The organism is Sporosarcina sp. Y1009 (assembly GCF_057669865.1).
The window spans coordinates 1-16,375 of record NZ_JBYHFO010000021.1; the positions used below are offsets into that span (position 1 = coordinate 1).

General features: G+C 39.8%; 18 protein-coding genes. All 18 read left to right on the plus strand.

The window, feature by feature from the left end; genetic code table 11:
* Nucleotides 1–273 precede the first annotated feature (273 nt).
* Genes fliG through AC25Y1_RS17500 form a run of 18 tightly spaced genes read left to right on the plus strand, consistent with a single transcriptional unit; the run spans nucleotide 274 to nucleotide 16,348 of the window.
* Nucleotides 274–1,290, plus strand: coding sequence for a flagellar motor switch protein FliG (gene fliG, locus AC25Y1_RS17415; RefSeq protein WP_488149273.1), 1,017 nt, complete (start codon nucleotides 274–276; stop codon nucleotides 1,288–1,290).
* Nucleotides 1,283–2,062: a FliH/SctL family protein gene (locus AC25Y1_RS17420; RefSeq protein WP_488149274.1), complete on the plus strand. Its 780-nt coding sequence runs from the start codon at nucleotides 1,283–1,285 to the stop codon at nucleotides 2,060–2,062. Before fliG ends, AC25Y1_RS17420 begins: the two co-directional genes overlap by 8 nt.
* Entirely contained in the window at nucleotides 2,062–3,378 is a 1,317-nt protein-coding gene (gene fliI / locus AC25Y1_RS17425; RefSeq protein ID WP_488149309.1) for a flagellar protein export ATPase FliI, read from the plus strand. The genes AC25Y1_RS17420 and fliI overlap by 1 nt, the downstream gene beginning before the upstream one ends.
* A gap of 3 nt (nucleotides 3,379–3,381) precedes the next feature.
* Nucleotides 3,382–3,849 (plus strand): flagellar export protein FliJ, encoded by a 468-nt coding sequence (fliJ, locus tag AC25Y1_RS17430; RefSeq protein ID WP_488149275.1) that lies wholly within the window; start codon nucleotides 3,382–3,384, stop codon nucleotides 3,847–3,849.
* Nucleotides 3,846–5,129, plus strand: coding sequence for a flagellar hook-length control protein FliK (locus AC25Y1_RS17435; protein WP_488149276.1), 1,284 nt, complete (start codon nucleotides 3,846–3,848; stop codon nucleotides 5,127–5,129). The genes fliJ and AC25Y1_RS17435 overlap by 4 nt, the downstream gene beginning before the upstream one ends.
* A 19-nt stretch (nucleotides 5,130–5,148) precedes the next feature.
* Nucleotides 5,149–5,589: a flagellar hook capping FlgD N-terminal domain-containing protein gene (locus AC25Y1_RS17440; protein WP_488149277.1), complete on the plus strand. Its 441-nt coding sequence runs from the start codon at nucleotides 5,149–5,151 to the stop codon at nucleotides 5,587–5,589.
* A gap of 55 nt (nucleotides 5,590–5,644) precedes the next feature.
* Complete coding sequence (locus AC25Y1_RS17445) at nucleotides 5,645–6,451, plus strand: flagellar hook-basal body complex protein (protein ID WP_488149278.1); 807 nt, start codon at nucleotides 5,645–5,647, stop codon at nucleotides 6,449–6,451.
* Between the two features lie 47 nt (nucleotides 6,452–6,498).
* A complete protein-coding gene (locus tag AC25Y1_RS17450) occupies nucleotides 6,499–6,717 on the plus strand; it encodes a flagellar FlbD family protein (protein WP_488149279.1) in 219 nt (72 codons plus the stop codon).
* Between the two features lie 16 nt (nucleotides 6,718–6,733).
* Nucleotides 6,734–7,717: a flagellar motor switch protein FliM gene (fliM, locus tag AC25Y1_RS17455; RefSeq protein ID WP_488149280.1), complete on the plus strand. Its 984-nt coding sequence runs from the start codon at nucleotides 6,734–6,736 to the stop codon at nucleotides 7,715–7,717.
* On the plus strand, nucleotides 7,707–8,771 hold the full coding sequence (gene fliY / locus AC25Y1_RS17460; protein WP_488149281.1) for a flagellar motor switch phosphatase FliY: 1,065 nt from the start codon (nucleotides 7,707–7,709) through the stop codon (nucleotides 8,769–8,771). Before fliM ends, fliY begins: the two co-directional genes overlap by 11 nt.
* A gap of 24 nt (nucleotides 8,772–8,795) precedes the next feature.
* On the plus strand, nucleotides 8,796–9,434 hold the full coding sequence (gene fliO / locus AC25Y1_RS17465) for a flagellar biosynthetic protein FliO (RefSeq protein ID WP_488149282.1): 639 nt from the start codon (nucleotides 8,796–8,798) through the stop codon (nucleotides 9,432–9,434).
* The gene (gene fliP / locus AC25Y1_RS17470) at nucleotides 9,434–10,120 is read left to right on the plus strand and encodes a flagellar type III secretion system pore protein FliP (protein ID WP_488149283.1); all 687 of its coding nucleotides are present in this window, start codon (nucleotides 9,434–9,436) and stop codon (nucleotides 10,118–10,120) included. The genes fliO and fliP overlap by 1 nt, the downstream gene beginning before the upstream one ends.
* Nucleotides 10,121–10,180: 60 nt before the next feature.
* Entirely contained in the window at nucleotides 10,181–10,450 is a 270-nt protein-coding gene (fliQ, locus tag AC25Y1_RS17475) for a flagellar biosynthesis protein FliQ (RefSeq protein WP_488149284.1), read from the plus strand.
* A gap of 10 nt (nucleotides 10,451–10,460) precedes the next feature.
* Nucleotides 10,461–11,240, plus strand: coding sequence for a flagellar biosynthetic protein FliR (gene fliR / locus AC25Y1_RS17480; RefSeq protein ID WP_488149310.1), 780 nt, complete (start codon nucleotides 10,461–10,463; stop codon nucleotides 11,238–11,240).
* Entirely contained in the window at nucleotides 11,241–12,329 is a 1,089-nt protein-coding gene (gene flhB / locus AC25Y1_RS17485) for a flagellar biosynthesis protein FlhB (protein WP_488149285.1), read from the plus strand. It abuts the gene before it with no gap.
* A gap of 20 nt (nucleotides 12,330–12,349) precedes the next feature.
* Nucleotides 12,350–14,404, plus strand: a complete 2,055-nt coding sequence (gene flhA / locus AC25Y1_RS17490) for a flagellar biosynthesis protein FlhA (RefSeq protein WP_488149286.1) — start codon at nucleotides 12,350–12,352, stop codon at nucleotides 14,402–14,404.
* A complete protein-coding gene (gene flhF, locus AC25Y1_RS17495; RefSeq protein ID WP_488149287.1) occupies nucleotides 14,404–15,495 on the plus strand; it encodes a flagellar biosynthesis GTPase FlhF in 1,092 nt (363 codons plus the stop codon). Before flhA ends, flhF begins: the two co-directional genes overlap by 1 nt.
* Complete coding sequence (locus AC25Y1_RS17500) at nucleotides 15,488–16,348, plus strand: MinD/ParA family protein (RefSeq protein WP_488149288.1); 861 nt, start codon at nucleotides 15,488–15,490, stop codon at nucleotides 16,346–16,348. The genes flhF and AC25Y1_RS17500 overlap by 8 nt, the downstream gene beginning before the upstream one ends.
* Nucleotides 16,349–16,375: the final 27 nt, after the last annotated feature.

A 16,375-nucleotide genomic window follows, 5' to 3' on the forward strand; every position in this document is an offset into this window, starting at 1 on the left:
GAACAGAACCTTAAGTTGACGCGTATGAGGGCGGCGACTCCCGTGGGACTAGCGGGACAGGGGGGGAGAAAGAAGTTCATTTCTCCTTTGATGACACCCCCCCAGGGAGCGAAGCGACTGAGGAGGCAGGAAAGATTGAACTGTATCTTTCCGCACTTCTCGCCCGCCCCACAGGAAAGCGTCCGCCCGGAACGGAAATCAACGGATCACATATAAGAACGAATTTTAAATTTAAAACTTTTCCAACAACCTTGAAGAATAGGAGGGATGCATATGAGTAGGGGCATGAAAACAAAATTGAGCGGGATTCAAAAAGTCGCTGTACTTCTCGTTGGGATGGGGCCTGAAGTTTCTGTAGAAATATATAAACAACTATCCGAAGCAGAAATAGACCGAGTCACCATGGAAATCTCCAATGTTCGACAATTGAAAAAGAGTGAAACCGAAAGAGTCCTCAATGAGTTTTACGGAATGATCCTTGGACAAGATTATATGAGTGAGGGCGGATTAGATTATGCGACCGAAGTGTTAGAGAAAGCGTTAGGAAAAGAAAAAGCTATGGAGACAATTGGACGGTTAACAAGCAAACTGCAAGTAAAACCATTCAATTTCGCCAGAAAAGCTGACCCAAATCAAATCTTAAACATATTACAACAAGAACATGCACAAACAATCGCTTTAGTCCTGACTCATTTAGAACCAAGTCAATCATCTAAAATACTCTCTCAACTTCCTCCACAAAAACAGGCGGAAGTCGTCCAAAGGATTGCCCAAATGGAAAGCACTTCACCTGAAGTCATACACCAAGTTGAACAAATCATTGAACGAAAGCTATCTGTGGCAGGGACCGGTGAATATTCTTCAATGGGTGGCGTAGAAACGATTGTCAACGTGTTAAACAAAGTTGACCGTGGAACAGAAAAGTCAATCCTCTCGAGCCTAGCAATCGAAGCACCAGAGCTAGTTGAAGAGATTAAGAAGCGTATGTTTGTATTTGAAGATATTGTCAAACTGGATGTACGTTCAGTTCAACGCGTTATTCGTGAAATTAGCGATTTAGATTTATCATATGCCTTAAAAGTGGCAAGTGACGATGTGAAAAATAGCATCTACCAAAATATGTCCGCAAGAAGATCTGAAATGATTCAAGAGGAAATTGAAATGATGGGACCTATGAAATTAAAAGACGTCGAAGATGCGCAGACGAGTATTGTTGCGCTAATTCGTAGTTTGGAGGAAAGTGGAGAAATTATCATCTCCCGAGGTAAAGGTGATGAAGTTCTTGTCTAATATTATTCGTGCCGATCAACTCTCACATATCCCTAAAAAAATTATTCATACGAAAAAAATTGAGCAAAGACAGTTAGACATCAATGCTTCTGAAATTGATCATACACAAAAAAAACAGACCTTAATTGAAGAAGTCGAGATACTTGAAAAGCAGGTTGAGCAACTACAGCAACAACTAGCCACAGATCAAGAAAACGCGCAAACAGAACTAGAGAACTGGATTGAAAAAAAGAAAACCGAAGCAAATCAGGATGCCGAAAGATTGGCGAAAGAGGCTTCTCTACAAGGTTTTCAAAATGGGTTTGACCAAGGTGCCCTAGAAGCGGAAGAAGCGTTTCAAAAACAACGACTTGAAATGCAAGCGTTATTGGAACTTGCCTATGAAGAAAAAGAAAAAGTTATCCAACAATCTGAACCGTTTTTATTAGCGCTCAGCGTTAAAATCGCCGGAAAAGTAATTAAGGGCGAACTTAAACAAGATAATGACCAGTTGCTTAATATTGTTAAACAAGCGTTAAAAAATATCGAAGAGTCCGAAGATCTTGTCATGCAAGTTTCGCCTGATGACTACTCTATTGTCTTACCCTTTTTGGATGAGCTTCAAACCTACGTCAGAGATGATTCAGAATTGCGATTAATTCCAATTGCGAATTTGAAAAAGGGTGGTTGCATGATTCTAACGGCTAACGGCTCTTATGATGTCACAGTAGATGGGCAACTACAGGAAATCAAAAAACAGCTCCTTACCTACAGCGAGGAGAGAGCAGATTGATCGAGTTAAAAAAAGATGAGTATCTCGAATTATTAGATGAAATTGAACCCATAAAAAAACACGGAAAAGTGGTTCAAGTAATCGGCTTAACGATTGAGTCACAAGGGCCCAATGCAAAAATCGGAGAACTCTGTCTATTATATCCAAATCAATTTGAACCACCGATTGAAGCTGAAGTTGTCGGTTTTAAAGAAAACAAAATTTTACTTATGCCTTTAAGTGATGTGTCTCAAATTGGCCCAGGTTGCTTAGTTGTTGCAACAGGTTATCCGCTTCAAATCCGAGTGGGGCCTTCGATTTTGGGAAAAATCCTCGATGGTACTGGTAAACCATTAGATGACAGCATGTTACCAAAAGGATTGAAAAGATATTCCACGAACAACAAGCCGCCGAATCCATTGCAAAGACCGAGAATTGTCCAACCAATAGAGGTAGGCGTCCGTGCAATTGACGGCTTATTAACGGTAGGACAAGGGCAAAGGATTGGCGTTTTTGCAGGAAGTGGAGTTGGAAAAAGTACTTTAATGGGGATGATCGCGCGAAATACCGAAGCTGATATCAACGTAATCGCGCTAATCGGTGAACGGGGCAGGGAAATTCGGGATTTTATCGAGCGTGATTTAGGTCCGGAAGGTTTACAAAAATCTGTTGTCGTTGCTGCAACATCTGATCAAACACCGCTACAACGCATAAAAGGCGCTTTGACAGCAACTGCAATCGCTGAATATTTCCGTGACCAAGGCAAAAATGTCATGCTCATGATGGACTCAGTGACACGTTTTGCAATGGCACAGCGTGAAGTCGGCCTTGCGGTTGGAGAGCCCCCTACAAGTAAAGGGTATACACCAAGTGTTTTCGCGATGTTACCGAAGCTACTCGAACGCTCCGGAACATCAAGTAAAGGATCCATTACAGCTTTTTACACGGTACTAGTCGACGGCGACGACATGAACGAACCGATTGCTGATGCTGTGCGTGGAATACTTGATGGACATATTGTATTGGACCGTAAAATTGCCCAAAAAGGTCAATTCCCTGCGATCAATATAATGACGAGTGTTAGCCGTGTTATGCATGATGTCGTTTCACCAGAACACCAGAAAGCAGCTGTGGAATTCAAACGATTATTAGCTGCTTATGAAACTTCCGAAGACCTGATAAACATTGGTGCGTATAAAAGTGGCGCAAACAAAGAAATAGACGACGCAATTCGTGCCTATCCAATGATTAAAGAGTATTTAAAACAAGAAATAAATGAAAAAACCAAAATGGAAGAAAGCATTGAACGGCTATCAACACAGTTTGGGGGAACATAAAACGTGACGAAATTCGACTTTCGATTTCAACAAATCTTAGATTTAAAAGACAATGAGAAAGACTTTGCACAAGTTCAAATGGCAGACGCGGTCAAACGCCATGAAGAAGGATACCTCAAAAGAGAAACGATACTTGAAAAAATTTCAAACGTTGAACAAATCATAACGAAAAAGCAACAAGAAGGCGTAAATATTTCGGAATTAAGAGAACTCGAAAACTATATTGAGCAACTGCAAACACAATTGATTTTTTCCCAACACGAACTTGAACAATTGCAACGAAATGTGACAAAAACACAAAGTCACTTACAACTTAAATCGCAAGAACAAAAAGTGTGGGACAATCTTAAAGAACAAAAACGAGACCAGCATATCGAGGAAAACAAAATAATCGAACAGAACTTTTTCGATGAACTAGCCAGTACTAGGTTTTACCGTCTTACTAAAACGAGATTAGCGGAAAGAGGGTGAGTCCCATTGACGCATTAAGTTTAGCTTTCCAGCCACAAGCGGTTCAACCAACAAGAACAACCCAGTCGATAAAGACAGACGGCGAATCCATAAATTTTGCTGCGTTATTTAGTTCAATCACCCTTGAAGGTCAAGTGGTAAATGAAGTACCAAACGAAGAACAGCTGCAAGAACAATTAAAAGAAATTGAAGAAGTATTACATAACTTACAAGAACTACCACACCAAACATTGACTGTAGAAGATGAAGAAATCGTTTATGGAATGTTGCAGATGTATACGACGCAAAACGTGGATGTAGAAGAAATAGAAGTTGGTTTACCTAAACAACGACCAGATACTTTTAATCATGAAAAAATGACTAGCATTTTGAACTGGCAAAATGAAGGGCTTCCAAAGTTAATGCCAACACCAATCGTTATCGACGATCCTCCTGCGCCAGTAATGCAGGGAGAAGATGGTGAGCAAACGAAACTAGAATTAGTCATTACAAAAATGATTGCAGATCTTGAAGGCGTTAAAAAATTGTTAGCTGAAGGGAAATCATTATCAGTACAGCAAACAACGCGTATCGAGCAACTGCTTCAACAACTCACAAGCCTCACACAGGATACAAAAAGTCCAGTACAAGTTACGCAAACGCCTGTGTATCATGAACAGGAAACTAGTCTGGTGATCAAACAGACCACGGTGAATACGGTAACTCCTACAACACAAACAGTAGGCGCCCAAACTGATGAAAATACGAATCAGACCCAGTTATTCACTTTAAATAATGCACAAAACGCATCAAAGATAGTTCAAACACCGGTCCAACAAGTACCAACTGAACCTACACAAACAATTCGAATGTCACATCTAATCGAGGAGTTAGGAAACGTGTTTCGAGGCTCGTTTAAACTCACCGGAAATCCAGAAGCAACTCAAATCCGAGTCAATATCACACCAGATCATCTCGGACACTTAGACATTCGCTTCACAGAGATTAATGGGAAAATCACAGCACAAATTTTCACCAGTACAATCATCGCAAAAGAAGTATTAGACCTACAAATGCATCAGTTAAGACAATCAATTGTACAACAAGGTGTTCAACTCGAGAAAATTGACATAGCACATCAAAATTCACCGTCATTTGAACAACAAGCCGAACGTCGTTTTTCTGAGCAGCAACAAGAAAAGCAGCAGGTCAACAAAAATGAATTAGAGCGAAAAGATGAAGAAAAAGAATTTCAGCACAAACAAGTAGAATCGTCGATGAATGTGGATTACACCGTTTAGGAAAGAAAGGGGAGTCTTCATGCAAGTTAATCATAATGCACCTACTAGCACATACGGAGAAAATCCAAACAAGCCAGTGGCACAGAATAACACACTTGGCCAAGATGCATTTTTAAGAATTCTCGTCACACAGATGAAACACCAAAATCCATTAGAACCTCAAAAAGATACAGAATTTATTGGCCAAATGGCGCAATTTAGTAGCCTAGAACAACTAACAAATTTAAATAAAACAATGAACCAATTTGTGGGATTAGAACAGCAACATCCTTTAACTGAACAAGCACATTTACTGGGCAACAAAGTCTATTGGAAACAAGAGGTTGAAGGAAATGAGTTGTCGGGAGAAGGCATTGTAAAGGCGATATTTATCAAAGATGGTGTGTTAACAGCAGAACTTGATACAGATGGTTTGAAGATTCCACTCGCTTTTATTGAACGTATTGAAAAGCAGTTATAAAAAATAGGAACTAGAGATTGCCCGTTAAGCGGCGATACTCGAAAGGGGAAAAATTATGTTACGCTCACTGTATGCAGGAGTTTCAGGTATGAAGGGCTTTCAAACAAAGCTAGATGTCATTGGAAATAACATTGCGAACGTCAATACCATTGGCTATAAGAAAAGTACCATTAACTTTCAAGATTTATTAAGTCAAAACCTCTCAGGCAGCGGTGTAAATCCAACTCAAGTCGGTTTGGGTTCGACCATTTCTTCAATCACGACACAACATACGCCAGGATCTTCGATGACAACTGGTGTAGGCACTGATCTAACAATTATGGGGAACGGATTTTTTGTTGTTCAATCCCCGGACGCAGGTCTTGGTGAAGGCGAATACTTAACACGAGCTGGAAATTTTGTCGTTGACCGTGATGGGTTTTTAGTCAATTCACAAGGCTATAACGTATTGGATAGTAATGGTGAGAAAATAATGATCGACCCAGAAGTTTATGATTCGTTTTCAATTAACCAATCCGGCGAAATCATGGGGAAACGTTCGGATACTGGTGTTGAAGAACTCGTTTTAGCTGATGACGTGACCATTGGTATTGCATCACCTCCGAATCCAGCAGGACTGCGTAAGTTCGGCGGATCGCTCTATGAAATGACGACAAATGCTGATCCAACTGGAACTGTAACAATTGGTACAGTCGCTGGCATGAATACTGATATCGCTTCAGGTCAATTGGAAATGTCGAATGTTGATTTGACGGAAGAATTCACGGAAATGATTATTGCACAACGTGGTTTCCAAGCAAATTCTCGTACAATTACAACTTCTGACGAAATCTTACAAGAAGTAGTCAACTTAAAACGATAATGTAGGGAGGCAAGGATAGAGGGAATAAGCCCTCTATCCGCTTTACTATGATTAAATTAACGCGGTTGAATCAAACAACTTTTATATTAAATGCAATCTATATTGAAAGAATCGAATCGACACCAGATACTGTGATCACGCTGGTTTCAGGGAAGAAAACACATGTATTGGAGACAGTCGAAGATGTTATGGAAAAAGTAACCGCTTATTACCAAAAAATAACGATTTTACCTACAAATCAAAAGCAAAACGATAAACGGTATTGATTGAGAGGGTACAACTATGGAAGATTACTTATCACCTGAATATATTGAGACCATTCTTTCATCTATCAGTAAAAAAGGAACTGAACAAGACATGCGCGATAGAAATGTTCAAAACTATGATTTTAGAAAGGCGTTCCGCTTTTCGCATGATCAAATTCGAACATTAAATCGAATTCATGAAAACTTTGCCAGACTATTAACTTCCTATTTTTCAACACAACTTCGCACGGTCGTAGACATTCATGTCTTTTCCGTTGAAGAATTTACTTATGAAGACTTCATCGGTAATGTGCGCAATCATTCACTTTTAGGCGTTTTTAAAGCAGAACCATTACAAGGCAGCATGGTCATGGAGTTTTCACCGGATATCGCTTCGGTTATGTTTGACAGAATGCTTGGCGGACAGGGAAACGTATCAGATAACGATAATAACTTGACTGAGATTGAAATAAGTGTGATTCAAAGGGTGTTTATCAAAGCACTGGAATGTTTCCAAGAAGCATGGTCGTCTGTCGTGAAGATGACACCAGAGCTAACTGAAATCGAAGTAAATCCACAATTTTTGACAACTTCATCGCCAAATGAGACCGTCGCTTTGGTTTCATTGCAAGTGAAAATTGGTGATGTTGACGGAACAATTATCATTTGTTTACCCTATGTCGGATTAGAGAAAGTCTTACCCAAATTATCCGCTAGACACTGGTTAGCAACCCAAAAGAAAACGATTGAAAAGCATGAAATGGAAGCATTAACGAAAAATGTTCAAGGTACCAAACTAGATGTAAAAGCAATTCTTGGAAGATCAACAATTCAAATTGGCGAACTCCTAAAAATTCAAAATGGAGATGTCATTCGCTTGAATGCATCTTACGAAGATCCTGTCACCGTATTGGTAGATGAAAAACAAAAGTTCTTTGCCCAACCAGGGATTTCGAAAGGGAAAATGGCTGTGCAAATTACTGACGTTCATGAAGAAGGTGATGAATTCAATGACATTTGACAAATTATCATCAGAAGAAGTTAACGGGTTATTAGGACAAAGTGGTACGGAGGGAAATACAATGTCTACGGATTCACTATCAAAAGCAGAAATTGAAGTCGCAATAGAGTTATTTAATGTTTCTCTTGGAAGTTCTTCTACCGCTCTATCTACATTATTTTCTGAGACGGTTTTCATGAAGAACCTGCAACTTCAAGTCGTACAAAAAGCAAATTTGTTTTCGACATTAGAATCATCGTTTTTCGTTGTTTTAGGCGAATACACGGGCGGATTTAATGGGGTTCAGATTTTAACTATAAATGATCAAGATGTGCAAAAAATTAGCAATATGGTGGAAAAAACTAGCGATTCAAATGAAACGGATAGCCAATTGCAAGCCGTGCAAAAAACGATCGAGCAAATGTTTACCGCAGTATCGCAGTCGATGACAACCTTATTAGAACAAGAAGTTTCCTATTCATTATCAGGGATAGATCGAGTTGAACAGATGGCGGCATTTTCTGTTGATAATTTCATTCAAGGCGATGCGCTTGTCGAAGCTAGTTTTCAACTCAAAATTGGCGAACAAGACCTAACAGTTCACCTTTGCTTACCGATCCAACTAATGAAACAAATCATAGAACGCGTAAATGATTCAATCGGGGTGACAGAACCTTTGGCAAAAGAACCTAGTGAACAAGTAAGTGAACCAGTCATAAGTGAACCGGCACAACCATCGAACCAAGAGGCGAATACCAACATCCAACCGGTTCAATTTTCTAGTTTTGATGAGACAGCTGCCACACAGGTGGAACCAAACAACTTAGATATGCTGATGGATATTCCGCTACAAGTGACAGTTGAATTGGGCCGTACAAAAAGAATGGTAAAAGAAATTCTTGAAGTTTCTCAAGGCTCAATCATCGAACTCGATAAATTAGCAGGGGAACCAGTCGATATACTGATCAATAACAAGTTAATCGCAGTGGGAGAAGTCGTCGTCATTGATGAAAATTTTGGTGTACGCGTCACGGATATTTTAAGTACAGCCGAGCGTATATCAAAACTACGCTAATCCCCCAAGGTAAGGAGTACATCAATGATTCAGAAATTAACTAAATGTGTTGGCATCACATTGCTTTTAATCTTTATGACAGGATTCCCCATTTTCGTTAATGCTGCTGAACCCAATGTAAACGACTGGATCAACAACGAAGGAACTAACATCCAACAAGAGGAACCAGAAAAAGATGAAAGCAATGAAACAAACACAAATACGAGTATGGTTTCCGTTATCGGAAAACTAATTTTCTATACAATCCTAATAATTGTCTTAATCTATGCTTTGATAAAGTTCCTAGCACTCAGACAAAAAAACCTCCAACCCAATCAAGCGATAAAGCTAATGGGGGGCACACAGCTGGGGAATAACAAATCTCTTCAACTTGTAAAAGTCGGCGATCAGCTTTTATTACTCGGTGTCGGCGATCAAATTACATTGCTAAAGGAAATTTCAAAAGAAGATGAAATCAAAAATATTGAAGAAAACTTAGCAACAACTAGTCAGACAAACACAATAGCAAGCTATTTAAAAGCCAAAGTAAATGATCGAAACACAAAGAATCGACCAGACAGCTTTGATAATATATTCAGCCAGAGCCTCGATAAGATAAAAGGTAAGCAAGATAAATTCGATCAAGACCTGCAGGGTAAAGATGATAAAGAAGGTCGCTTATAATGAGAGACTTTCTATTACTAGTAGCGATTCCAGGCATTAATTTTGGAACTGAATCTCCACAAGACGTGTCTGTCACGCTTCAACTATTACTATTGTTAACAATCTTGTCGTTAGCACCAGGTATTTTAATCATGCTGACGAGCTTTACCCGAATCATTATTGTTTTGTCTTTTGTTCGAACAGGGTTAGGAACACAATCGATGCCGCCGAACCAAGTGTTGGTCGGCCTTGCTCTATTTCTTACGTTTTTTATCATGGCACCTGTATTTACGGATATTAACGAAACCGCGTTGCAACCATATCTAGCAGGAGATGTCTCACAAGAAGAGGCGTTTGATACAGCCGTTGTTCCCATTAAAGAGTTTATGTCTAAGCATACGCGGGAGAAAGATTTAGCTTTGTTTTTTAAATACAGCGGCTTAGACAAACCCGAAAGCCTTGAAGAAGTACCATTAACCGCGCTCATTCCTGCATTTGCAATTAGCGAATTAAAAACCGCATTTCAAATTGGTTTTGTGATTTTCATTCCATTTCTAATTATTGATATGGTTGTCGCGAGTACGCTAATGTCAATGGGAATGATGATGTTACCACCAGTCATGATTTCATTGCCATTTAAGATCTTATTATTCGTCCTTGTAGATGGATGGTATTTGATCGTCGATTCATTGATGGCCAGCTTTTAGCTAGAAAATTTAGGCACAAACAAGTCGCGGCCTGTTTGAAGGAAAGAAAGGGAGATTTCAATGACGCCAGATATGGTTATTAAACTAGCGGAACAATCGATATATACGGTCATCCTCATTGCCGCCCCGATGCTATTAGTTGCACTGGGTGTCGGATTACTTGTCAGTATTTTTCAAGCGATGACGCAAATTCAAGAGCAGACGCTGGCGTTTATTCCAAAAATACTAGCCGTGTTCATTGCACTTGTATTTTTCGGTCCGTGGATGCTCACCACCTTAATGGATTACACGGAAAACTTATTTCAACAACTCCCGCGACTAATTGGATAGTGAATATATGATAAATATCATTTATGAGACCTTACCGTATTTTTTATTAGTATTCATTCGCATAACGAGTTTTTTCCTAATTGCACCGATTTTTTCCATGCGTGGTGTGCCAAACCAGTTTAAAATTGGGCTGGGCTTTTTTATAGCGTTAGTTACGGTTATTAATATGCCAATTGATGCGCAGCTTCCATTGGATTCTACTTATTTGTTTTTAATCGCCAAGGAATTTGGTGTAGGCATATCACTCGGGTTTACTGCAGCCTTACTTTTATATTCAGTTCAAATTGCTGGTGCATTCATTGATTTCCAAATGGGCTTTGCGATGGCCAACGTAATGGACCCCCAAACAGGATCACAAGTTCCAATCATCGGCCATTTTAAATATATGATGGCGTTACTGTTCTTACTTACAGTAAATGCTCATCATTTAATGCTAGACGGTGTCATACATAGTATACAATTATTTCCAGTTGAAACGACGATGATTTCGGTTGAAGCTGAACAGCTTGCCTTGTTTATGACCAAATTGTTTGTTGAAATGTTTTTAATTGCTTTACAAATTGCGATTCCAATCGTCGGATCCTTATTACTCATCGATATCGCGCTCGGTATTTTAGCGAAAACAGTACCGCAGCTCAATGTATTTGTTGTGGGGCTCCCGATTAAGATTTCAGTCGGCTTCATCTTATTATTATTGACATTGCCGATTTACTTTTACCTATTGCAGATTCTATTTGAAAAAATAATGACAAGTATGTCGCAGCTCATCCGGTTAATAGGGGGGATATAGATGGTGAAAAGATATCCACTCGATTTACAATTTTTCGCAGGTGAGAAGACTGAAAAAGCGACACCGCAGAAACGACAAGAGTCGAAACGTAAGGGCCAAGTAGCAAAAAGTGCTGAAATACCTTCCGCTTTAATTATGCTTGGTGGGATTTTAATGCTCTACTTTATCGGCGGTTACCTACTTGATCAGCTTCAAACGATTTACAGAGTGAATTTTACACAATACATCAGTTGGGAGATTACCCCCGATAGCATCAGAACCTTATTGGAAGAGATGTCGTTTAATGCTGCCAAAATTATGGCACCAATCATGTTAATCGGACTGGTTTTTGGCATTCTCGGCAATTACGTTCAAATTGGTTTCTTATTCACGCCTGAACCTTTAAAGCCGCAGCTCGAACGCTTAGATCCAATCAAAGGCGCAAAAAGAATATTTTCAGTCCGTGCACTAGTAGAACTGGCAAAATCCTTACTGAAAATCGGCATCATTTCCACTGCAGCATTTACTGTTTTGTGGAGCGGAAAAGAAGAATTGTTTTTACTATCACAGAAAAGTATACCGCATGCGATCTCTTATATAGGATCACTCATTTTCAAAATGGGGTTAGTTGCTTCACTCATTTTATTATTCTTAGCAGTCTTGGATTATATGTATCAGAAATATGAGTTTGAAAAAGGCATTCGTATGTCAAAACAAGACATTAAAGATGAATTTAAGAAAGCCGAAGGAGACCCTTTGATCAAATCGAAAATAAAAGATCGACAAAGGCAAATGAGCATGAACCGTATGATTCAAGATTTACCAAACGCGGATGTTCTCATAACGAACCCCACACATTACGCCATTGCGATTCAATACGACGCGGAAACAATGGAAGCGCCGATGGTTATCGCGATGGGAAAAGGTCATCTCGCTTTGAAAATTAAAGAAAAAGCGAGAGAACTAGAAATCATTACAATGGAAAACAAACCTTTAGCCCGTGCACTCTATCAACAAGTTGAAGTAGGCGACACTGTGCCTGAAGATTTATTTGTAGCGGTCGCAGAGGTTTTAGCATATATTTACAGATTAAAAGGAAAAATCAACTGAAATGAGGAAGGGGAAACACCTTGAAAATTAGAGATTATGCTATTTTATCATCCGTAATAATGGTTGTAGCCATGATGGTTGTTCCTCTTCCACCACTGTTATTAGATATCTTGATTATGATAAATCTCAGTATTGCATTAACCATTATTCTGGTCGCAATGAATACGAAAGAAGCCTTGGAATTTTCAATATTTCCTACACTCTTATTACTGACAACCTTATTCAGACTCGGTTTAAACGTATCAACAACTAGATCGATTCTTACAAATCAAACGGGTGGACAAGTCATCGAAACTTTTGGCTCATTTGTTGTCGGCGGTAGTGCCATTATCGGTTTTCTGGTGTTCTTAATCCTTGTTATCATTCAATTCTTGGTCATTACGAAAGGATCTGAACGAGTTGCAGAGGTAGCTGCTCGGTTTACACTCGATTCAATGCCGGGGAAACAAATGAGTATTGACGCTGACTTAGGCGCAGGCATGATTTCCGATCAAGAAGCGAAAGTACGCCGGGAAAAAGTCAGCCAAGAAGCTGATTTCTACGGCGCAATGGACGGTGCCAGTAAGTTTGTTAAAGGAGACGCCATTGCCGGGATTATTATTACCATCATTAATATTATCGGTGGTTTACTCATCGGGGTCATTGTTCACGGACTACCTGTCGGGGAAGCTGCAAGATTGTTTACGCTATTATCAATTGGTGACGGCTTAGTCAGTCAAATTCCAGCGCTACTTATCTCAACTGCAACGGGAATTGTGGTCACCAGAGCTGCTTCTCAAGGCAACTTAGGGTCAGATATCACGAGGCAACTCTTCGCGTATCCCAAAATGCTTTATGTAGTTGCGGTAACACTTGCTTTGTTTGGTTTCTTTACCCCCATCAATCCTTTATTGGTGCTACCGATTGCGGCACTTGTTGCTTACGGCGGCTTTTCTATGCAACGCGCACTTGACACCGAGGAACAAACCGAAAAGCAAATTTCCAAAGAAGGACAAGAGAAGGAAGTCGCGAAAAGTCCAGAAAGTGTCATCGATCTATTACATGTGGATGCGATTGAATTTGAATTTGGCTATGGGTTAATTCCCATTGCGGACAAAAATCAAGGCGGCGATTTGCTAGACCGTGTCATCATGATTCGAAGACAATGCGCGGTGGACTTAGGAATTGTCGTTCCAGTGATCAGAATCCGTGACAATATTCAACTATCACCCAATCAATATGTTATCAAAATAAAAGGCAATCGCGTGGCAGCTGGTGAGATTATGCTTAATCATTATTTAGCAATGAGTCCAGGCGTTGATGATGAAAGTATTGAAGGCATCGCCACGATTGAACCGGCATTTGGAATGCCAGCATTATGGGTGAACGAGGATACGAAAGAGGACGCGGAAATGGCTGGTTATGCCATTATCGATCCACCTTCTGTTGTGTCCACACATTTAACAGAAGTCATTAAAAGACACGCCCACGAATTAATCGGGAGACAAGAAGTTAAATCACTCGTTGAAAACATTCGTGAAAATTCACCAGCAGTCGTTGAGGAACTGATTCCGAATTTGATGACAATCGGGGAAGTGCAAAAAGTACTGATGAAGCTGTTGAAAGAAAAAGTGTCCATCCGAAACTTGCTCATCATTTTAGAAGCATTGGCTGATTACGCAGCCCAAACGAAAGATACGGATATCCTAACGGAGTATGTTCGCCAAGCCCTTTCCAGGCAAATCACATTGCAATATACAAATCCGAATGAGCCGCTACAGGTCATTACTGCTGGCGCTGGTTTAGAAAAACAATTTGCAGATTCAGTGCAACGGACAGATCAGGGAAGTTACTTATCGATAGAGCCAGAATTATCACAAACGATTCTTCAAAATATTACAGAGCAAGTCACAAAGCTACAACAATCTGGCGTTCAGCCCGTATTACTCACGTCACCTGCCATTCGCATGTATATGCGGCAGTTTATCGACCGCTTTGCCCCTGAATTGCCAGTACTATCATATAACGAACTAGAACCTGACATTGAAATCCAAAGTGTCGGCGTAGTCAATATGGGTGGAGTGGTTAATATCTAATGAGACTAAAAACATATCAAGTTGGAAGCATTTCAGAAGCAATTCCAATGATAAAAAGAGATCTAGGGGCAGACGCCTTAATTTTAAATACAAAAAAAGTAAAAGTAGGCGGCTTTTTAGGTTTCTTTCAAAAAGAAAAACTAGAAGTCATCGCCGCCGTGGAACAAGAGAAAACGATTGTTGAGCCAAAAGTTCTGGTTTCCAATCAAGCATCGGAAGCAACCGAAACAAATGACTTGCTCGAGGAATTGAAAAGCATTAAGCAATTCATGATGCAAGTCGTGGAAGATGATCATTTACCAAGTTCGATAAAAGCGATAAGTGACAAATTATCAGCTGAAGAAATCACACCAGAAATTCAGACAGAAATCATCTCAAAAATCATGCGGACAGTGGGTCAAAATCCTGATATGACGGAAGAACGAGTGAATCAGCTCGCCCGGAGTGAAATGCTTCAATTCATTCAAACGCATCAAAAGCCAATTGAAGACATAAACCCGGAGATCATTTGCTTCATCGGACCAACGGGTGTCGGAAAGACCACAACAATCGCCAAAATTGCCGCAGACTATCTGTTAAATGAAGACAAAAAAGTCGGCCTCATTACATCCGATACATATCGAATCGCGGCGGTCGAACAACTAAAAACATATGCAAGCATACTAGGAATCCCGATAAAAGTCGTGGAATCTGCAGCTGATTTAGAACAAGCGATGTCTGAGCTTCAGGATTGTGACGTGGTTTTAATGGATACTGCAGGCAGAAACTATCAACAAAAACAATATATTGACGACTTAGAACAATTACTACTAGATAAAACCAAAATTCAAATCAATTTAGTGTTAAGTCTCACATCGAAGTACCAAGACATGGTGAAAATCATTGATAATTTCCAAACAATTGCCATGGACCAATTGCTATTAACAAAACTAGATGAAACGAGTACAACAGGCGCGATCGTAAACTTGCTGTACCATTATTCAATCCCAATTCCATATATTGCAAACGGCCAAAACGTCCCCGATGATATCATCTCATTAACACCTGAGATTTTAGTAGATTTCATATTAGGAGATGAAAAACATGACTGATCAAGCGAAGTTTTTAAGGGAACGGGTAGAGGCCAAGAAATCTAAAACCGAGAAGAAGAGACAAACACGGACCATAGCTGTAACGAGTGGAAAAGGTGGCGTAGGAAAATCAAACTTCGCACTTAACTTCGCCTTAAGCTTAGTTCAACAAAATCGGAAAGTGCTCATTTTTGACGTTGACTTAGGCTTTTCGAATGTGGACGTGTTATTAGGCAGATCCAACAAAGAATCGATCGCGACGATGCTCGAAAAAGATCTATCAATCTGGGACATTATCGAAGAAGGGCCAAATGGTTTGCTTTTCATTTCAGGAGGTTCAGGTTTCCACGACGTAGTTCAACTAGACGAAGTGAAACTAAACAAACTCATCGGCGAATTAAGTTCGATTCAAGGATTTGTCGATTACATCATTTTAGATACAGGTGCAGGCCTTTCATATGAAAATTTGCGGTTTATACTGGCGGCGGATGATGTCATATTAGTGACCACCCCTGAGCCAACTTCAATAACAGATGCCTATTCCATAGTGAAAATGCTCCATGCCAGAGATCAAAATCTCCATCTCCAACTAATTATCAATCAATGCACAAGCGATAAAGAGGGCAGACAAACTGCTGAAAATTTTACGGCCGTTACGGAACAATTTTTAGCCAAACAAATTGGGACACTCGGTTTTATCCCATCAGATATAAATGTATCGAAAGCCGTCAAAAAACAGCATCCATTTTTGCTTGAATACCCAAACTGTCAAGCTTCACGAGCATTACAAAAAGTATCTAGCGATTATCTTCAAACACCAGCCCCGTTCAAGCTAGGAATTAAAGGGTTTCTAGTAAAGATGCTTTTTAAGTAAGCTAACCGAGAATGCGATTAGAAGTGG